This window comes from Blastococcus saxobsidens (assembly GCF_002938435.1).
Lineage (GTDB): Bacteria > Actinomycetota > Actinomycetes > Mycobacteriales > Geodermatophilaceae > Blastococcus > Blastococcus saxobsidens.
The window spans coordinates 70,317-76,548 of record NZ_POQT01000021.1 but is presented as its reverse complement, the minus strand read 5'-3'; the positions used below and the strand labels follow the sequence as shown (position 1 = coordinate 76,548).

The window sequence follows — 6,232 nt, the reverse complement described above, 5'->3', positions numbered from 1 at the left end:
CCGCCGGGTCCTCGGCAGGGCTGCTGCTGGGCGAGGCCGCTCCCCCGGTCGCGAAGGCGCAGCCGGCCAGCAGGACGGCGCCGAGCGGCAGCACGGAGATCCGGGCGGCTGCTGCCGCCCGCGCCGACCTGGACGCGGCCCGGGTGGACCTGGTCGCCTTCGCCCGGAGCAGCTACATGCTCGGCAGCACGTCGCCGCGGCTGCGGGCCCTGGTGACCTCCGGCGGCCCGGAGCAGATGCTCGAGCGGGCGGCGCTGCTCGACGCCGCAGGCCAGGGCCGGTCGGAGGTCGTGGAGGAGTTCGCCGTCCGGGAACGGCAGGCGGCCGGCTCCGAGGCCGAGGCGTCAGCGGCCGTGGACCGGGCCGCCGTGCTCGAGGAGGAGGCCGCCGTCGCCCTGGCTGCCGCCCGGCAGGCCGAGGCCGACGCCCGGCGGACGGTGACCGAGGTCGAGGCGCGGCAGACCGAGCTGGAGGTCCAGCTCGAGCAGGCACGGGCGGCGGTGGTCGAGGAGCAGCGCCGGCGGGCGGCCGAGCAGGCGGCGAGGCCTTCGCCGCCGGCGCCCGTCGTCCCGGCGCCGGTCGTGCCGGCTCCCGCCGTGCCCGGGCCTGCGGCGCCCGTCACCCCGCCGCCTGCGGTCCCGCCGCCGGCCACGGGCAACGACTGGGACGCCGTCGCGCGGTGCGAGTCCGGCGGCAACTGGAGCATCAACACCGGCAACGGCTACTACGGCGGCCTGCAGTTCTCCGCGTCCACCTGGACCGGCTTCGGGGGCGCGGAGTTCGCGCCCCGGGCCGACCTGGCGACGCGGGAGGAGCAGATCACCGTGGCCGAGCGGGTGCTCGCGGTGCAGGGCCGCGGCGCCTGGCCGACCTGCGGCCGCAACCTCTGAGCGGAGGCTGCCGGCTCAGACCGAGCCGGCGCCTCCCGCGGCGGGCAGCACCGGAACCAGCAGGGCGGAGTCGTAGCGGCCCCCGGTGTGCACCCGGTGCGTGCCGCGGTTCACGGTGCCCTCGTGCCGGGCGTAGGTCAGCGGCTTCGGATAGCGCATGACGTCGCTGCCCTGCACCACGAGCAGCAGGCGCTCGCCCGCCTCGAACCGGGTGCCGGACGGCCACACCTCGACGTCCAGGCGGACGACCTCGTCGGGGGTCACGGGCAGCTCCCGGCGGTGCGCCAGCACCGGCAGGTACGGGGTGGACCGCTCGTCGTCCAGCTCGCGGTGGGAGGCACGCTGCCAGCCGACGGCAACGGGCCCGTCCTCGAACTGCGCGTAGTACGGGAACCCGACCTGGCGGCCCTCGGCGTCGAGCTTGAACAGGGCGACGAAGACGTCCATGTCCGCGCCGGCAGACGTCGACACGTGCAGCTGCGCCGTGACGTGCCCGACCAGCTCGACCGGCTCGGCGAACTGCACCTCGAAGGTGGCGCGCCGGGGGGCCAGGCCGCTGCCCAGGCCGTCGTACTCCGCGACCTCCTCTGCCTCGGCCGGGGTCCAGCCCATCGAGGCGTCGCCGGCGCGCAGGTGGAGCCGGCGGTACTCGACGTCCTCCAGCGGCCACTGCTGCGCCGTCCGGTGGACACCCTCGTCGAAGCGGTCGCGGACCTCCACGCGCACCCGCGGCCAGTCCTCGATGCCGGTGTCCCGGCCCAGCAGGAAGTGGTCGAAGAAGGCCCGCTGCCGCTCGACCTGCTCGGGCTCGTAGTAGTACGCCCACTTCTTGCGCCCGTGGACGTCCAGCCACTTCTGCGCCGACGAGATGCGGCGGAACCCCTCGAGGGTGCCGCGGGTGTGCAGGCCCTGGTCGGCCCAGCTGGCCACCACGAAGGCGGGCACCCGGACGTCCTCGAGCCGGGCGCTCTTGGACGCCCAGAACGAGTCGTAGAGGGGGTGCGCGGCCGTCTCGGCCTCGAGGTCCTCGATCTCGGTGGCGCTGGCCCCCCACCGTTCCCAGATGTAGGGCCAGAAGGAGGTCTCGGGGATGCCGCCGTGCCGGGCGACCTCGCGATAGGTGTCGCTCCAGCCCTCCCACGGGTTGATCGCCGCCAGGTGCGGCGGGTTCAGCTCCGCGACGCGCCACTGGGACACGGTCAGGTAGGAGACGCCGGAGAGCCCCACCTTGCCTGCGCTCCACGGCTGGGTGCCGGCCCACTCGATGAGGTCGGCGAAGGCCCGCGCCTCCTGCGGGGAGCAGTAGGTGGCGCGGCCCTCGGAGTACCAGGTTCCCGGGATGTCGGCCAGCACGATGGCGTAGCCGTGCGGCACCCAGTACTCCGGGTCCGGCGCCTCGAACGTGGTCAGCTCGCCGGTGTGCTCGGGCTTCACCCCGCTGTCGGGGTAGATGACGCCGATCGGCGCGGGGTTGTGCTTGCCGTACGGCGACCAGCTCACCAGCGGGGCGGCGGGGACCTCGGTGTCCGGGCGGTAGACGTCGACGTAGACGTGCTCACCGGACCCGCCGACCGGGACGGCGATGTCGCGCTCGATCACCATGCCCGGGCGGCGCTCCCGGCGGTACTCGGGCGGGCGGCCCGCTCGGGACTCCGGGGTGCTGCGGGGCGCGCGGAAGAGCAGGTCGACGTCGGTGTGCTCCACGGATCTCCTCGGACGAAGGGCCGGCGGGTGCGGTCGGGCGCTGGCTAGCGCCGCGGGTCGAGGACGAGCTTGCCGGTGGTGCGGCGGGCGAGCAGGTCCTGGTGGGCGTCCTTCACGTTCGACAGCGGGTACCGGCCGCCGGCCACCGGCTTCAGCGAACCGTCGGCGGTCATGGCCAGCAGGTCGGTCATGGCGGCGTCGAGCATGTCGGGCCGGGCCATGCAGTGGGCGAGCCAGAAACCGAGGACGGCGCGGCTCTTCTGCATGAGCATGCCGGGCGGAACCGACGGAGTCTCCTGGCGGGCGGCCATGCCGTAGGTGACCAGCCGTCCGAAGGGGGCCAGCGCTGACAGCGAGCCGCTGAAGACGTTGCCGCCGGTCATCTCCAGCACGATGTCGACCGGCTTGCCGCCGTTGGCCTCGCGCAGGGCTCCGGTGAACTGCTTCGGGTCGTCGTCGGCCAGCGCCGGGTCGACGGTGGCGTGGGCACCGAGCTCCTCGGCCAGCGCGCGCTTCTCCGGGCTGGAGGCGGTGGCGATGACCCGGCCGGCGCCCCAGCGGCGGGCCAGCTGGACGGCCAGGGACCCGACCCCACCGGCACCGGCGATGACGACGACGGTCTCGCCCTCGGCCAGGTGGGCGCTGGTGCGCAGCAGGTGCCAGGCGGTGGTGCCCTGCAGCACCAGGGACAGGGCCTGCTCGTCGCTCACCGCGTCCGGCACGGCCCAGGTGAGCCGGTCGTTCGCGGCCACCCGTTCGGCGTACCCGCCGCCGTCGAGCAGGCCGACCACCCGCTGACCGCCACCGACCGGCGTGCCGACGAACTCGGCACCCGGGATCAGCGGCAGCTGCTGGGCGGCCAGGTAGGAGTTCTCGATCTGGTGGGTGTCGGCGAAGTTCACGCCCGCCGTCGAGACGTCGTACAGCTTCTGGCCGTCGCCCGCCTCCGGCTCGGGGACGTCGACGACGTTCAGGACCCCGGGGCCACCGAATTCGGTGATCTGGACTGCGCGCATGGGCCGAGGCTAGGACCTCGTTGACCGGCGGGACCCGCCGGTGGCGTCGTCCAGGCGGTGACGGCCGGGGCCGGCCATCGGAAGTGAGACGCGTTGTTCTGCTGGCCGGACGCGCTCGCTCAGCCGGAGTCTCCGAGTGCGCTCCTGCCGTGGGGCACCACGGTCACCGGGCACGGAGGATGCCGCGTGACGTGGTCGCTGACGGAACCCAGTACGAACCGGGCCAGGGCGCCGTGCCCGCGGGCGCCCACCACGAGCACGTCCGCGTGCCGCCCCGCGTCCACCAGGGCCGAGCCGGGTGCTGCATGCACGGCGTGGCATGTCACGACGGCTGCCCGTTCGGCGCCTAGCCCGGCCACGACGTCGGAACGCACGTCCGCGAGGACGGCGGCCTCGTACTCGGTGAGGGGCGGCACGTAACCGAAGGCCCAGCCGGGCGGCTGCGGCGCGGTGGCCAGATGCCAGGCCCGGACGACGTGCAGCGGCCACGAAGCCCGCTCCGCCAGTGCGGCGGCCCACCTCAACGCCTCGTCGGCGTCGGGGGATCCATCGTGGCCGATCACGACGCCGCCGCTCACCGCAGCTCGCGTCGACACGTCGGCGCGAGCGCCGACCGAGTGCGTGCCGTCGCCTTGCCTCGCTCTGGTCATCCCATTTCGCTCCCGTGATTTCTGCCGTCGGGTCCAAGCGTCGCCGTGCGCCCTCGCCGGTAGAACGCAGAACCGGAGTCCTGCATGGCTCCTTCGTGCTTTTGCGGTGGGCGGAGCCGACGCCCGGCTCGTCGGTCCCCTGACGCAAGGAGCGCCTCATGGCCTCGGCGCCTTTCTCACTGCCTGCAGATCAGCGCCGCGGGGACCAGTCAGGAAGACCGGGACGAGTTCGGCGCAGCTTCCCGGCAGCCGCACGTGTCCGGGGCCGCTTGGCACACCTCGTTCAGGTCCACGATTCCCACGAGCCGCTCGCCCTCTTCGACAAGCAGGTGCTGCACACCCTGGGCCAGCATCAACCTGGCCGCATCCGCCGCGGCTGCATGACTGTCGACGGTCACCGGCCGCTGTCGAGCCACCTGTCGGACGCGCGTGCGCTCCGGGTCTCGGCCGTCGGCGACCGCATGGGCGACGTCCTCGTCGCTGATCATCGCGACGGGGTCGTGGTCGTCGGTCGTCACGACGAGCACCGACGCGTGGCGGTGCTTGATCAGGTAGGCGGCCGCGGCCAGATGAGCCGCCGGTTCTATCGTGGCGGTCGGCGGGCGCATCAACTGCGCCACGGTCTGTACGGCTGACGCGAGAATGTGCTTGTCCGCCATCTTCTGTCCTTGTCCTCGAGGCGGGCCGCCGTTCGGGATCGGCAGTCCTCGCTGCGGTTCACTGACAAGGACCGGACAGCAGCCGACGTTGTGATGCCCGGGGTCACTCGAGAACCGCGTACTCGGACGTGCGCGCCGGCCCCACCTCTTCCCGCTGGGCGCGGCGGTCCCGCGCGATGGTGACGAGGACGACCGCGATGCCGAGCAGCGCCACGATGGCGTTCCCGGTGGTGAGCAGGATCGCCTCACCGACCGTCGCGCCTTCGAGGTTGGCGAGGTGGTAGAAGAAGTGCGGCACCGAGAAGATCGAGAAGGCCGACGCCGCAGGGATGACGAAGTGCGCCTGCGGCCTCCAGAGGGCGATGCCGAGCAGCAACGCGATGCCAAGGGTCGCACCGCCGAAGTCGCGGGCGTAGTGCTCGCTGAACGGCGGGGTCAGATCGACGGTCGGGAAGTAGCGGTAGAAGGTCTCCGGCGAGATCGCGTTCCACGCCCCGACCACGAGCTGGTCGAGGAACAGGACGGCGAGCCCGAGGCGGATCACGACGGTCATGAGGGTTTCTCCTTCCGCGCGGCACGGTCATCGCCCGCGCTCGGTGCCGCACACGCGGTCACCGGACAGGACCGCGCAGCGGCTCCGTTCGTGACGACGCACCGTCCGTTCCACCGCCACGCGTCACACATGGCCGCGCCGCTCGGTCGAACCCGGTGAGACCGGCGATCGACTCCGAGCGAAGGAAGCCAGATGAACTCCGCGGCGCGACCAGCTCACAGGAGGCTCCGAGGGTGGATGGTGCTGGCGCTCCTCCTGGCGGTCGTGCTGACCGTCCCGCTCCGCGCGCAACCCGCGTCGGCGCACAGCCCGCTGCAGTCGAGCACCCCCCGGGCCGGTGCCCACATCGCTGCCATGCCGACCACCATCGAGCTGACGTTCGCGGGCGATGTCGAGGAGGTCGGCGCGACCGTCGTCCTGGCCGACGAGGACGGGGACGACTGGACGGCGGACGCCCCCGTAGTGGATGCCACGCGCGTCTCCTCCCCGGTACGACCCGACGTCCCCGACGGCCGGTACGAGATCCACTGGACCGTCACGTCCATCGACGGCCCGCAGATGTCGGGGGTCGTGCGGTTCGCACTCGGGCACGTGGGCGACGAGGCCGATCCGTTCGACGCGGTACTGAGCAGCGCGAACGTGGCCTGGATCCTCGGGACCGCCGGCGTGGTCGTCGGCGCGCTCCTCGGTGCCATCGTCCGCGGGCTCGTCACCGTCTACGGTCGGCGGTCCGCCCGCGCGCCGGCGGAGCAAGCCTGAC

7 protein-coding genes are annotated in these 6,232 nt (G+C 73.2%); 2 read left to right on the top strand and 5 right to left on the bottom strand.

The genetic code is table 11. The features are described from left to right. On the top strand, positions 1-890 hold an 890-nt coding region (locus C5507_RS22875), incomplete at its 5' end, for a transglycosylase family protein (RefSeq protein ID WP_249027826.1). Between the two features lie 15 nt (positions 891-905). On the opposite strand, the gene C5507_RS13685 is transcribed toward C5507_RS22875, so the two are convergent. The 5 genes from C5507_RS13685 to C5507_RS13665 all read right to left on the bottom strand — a co-directional run bounded on the left by C5507_RS13685 (position 906) and on the right by C5507_RS13665 (position 5,472). Beyond that, complete coding sequence (locus tag C5507_RS13685) at positions 906-2,594, bottom strand: CocE/NonD family hydrolase (protein WP_104529074.1); 1,689 nt, start codon at positions 2,592-2,594, stop codon at positions 906-908. Between the two features lie 44 nt (positions 2,595-2,638). Further along, the gene (locus C5507_RS13680) at positions 2,639-3,610 is read right to left on the bottom strand and encodes a quinone oxidoreductase family protein (RefSeq protein WP_104529073.1); all 972 of its coding nucleotides are present in this window, start codon (positions 3,608-3,610) and stop codon (positions 2,639-2,641) included. A gap of 119 nt (positions 3,611-3,729) precedes the next feature. Next, the gene (locus C5507_RS13675) at positions 3,730-4,188 is read right to left on the bottom strand and encodes a universal stress protein (protein ID WP_242611061.1); all 459 of its coding nucleotides are present in this window, start codon (positions 4,186-4,188) and stop codon (positions 3,730-3,732) included. Positions 4,189-4,469: 281 nt separating this feature from the next. Beyond that, positions 4,470-4,919 carry a CBS domain-containing protein gene (locus tag C5507_RS13670; RefSeq protein WP_104529071.1) on the bottom strand — a complete coding sequence of 150 codons (450 nt, stop codon included), beginning with the start codon at positions 4,917-4,919 and terminating at the stop codon, positions 4,470-4,472. A gap of 103 nt (positions 4,920-5,022) precedes the next feature. Then, on the bottom strand, positions 5,023-5,472 hold the full coding sequence (locus C5507_RS13665; RefSeq protein WP_104529070.1) for a hypothetical protein: 450 nt from the start codon (positions 5,470-5,472) through the stop codon (positions 5,023-5,025). Between the two features lie 237 nt (positions 5,473-5,709). On the opposite strand from C5507_RS13665, the gene C5507_RS13660 reads away from it, so the two are divergent. Next, positions 5,710-6,231 (top strand): copper resistance CopC family protein, encoded by a 522-nt coding sequence (locus C5507_RS13660; RefSeq protein ID WP_158657604.1) that lies wholly within the window; start codon positions 5,710-5,712, stop codon positions 6,229-6,231. The last annotated feature ends 1 nt before the right edge of the window (position 6,232 follow it).

Bases quoted from the DNA above. Each gene is read 5' to 3' on its own strand.
- C5507_RS13670 (WP_104529071.1), bottom strand. From the start codon at position 4,919: ATGGCGGACAAGCACATTCTCGCGTCAGCCGTACAGACCGTGGCGCAG.
- C5507_RS13680 (WP_104529073.1), bottom strand. From the start codon at position 3,610: ATGCGCGCAGTCCAGATCACCGAATTCGGTGGCCCCGGGGTCCTGAAC.
- C5507_RS13665 (WP_104529070.1), bottom strand. From the start codon at position 5,472: ATGACCGTCGTGATCCGCCTCGGGCTCGCCGTCCTGTTCCTCGACCAG.
- C5507_RS13660 (WP_158657604.1), top strand. From the start codon at position 5,710: ATGGTGCTGGCGCTCCTCCTGGCGGTCGTGCTGACCGTCCCGCTCCGC.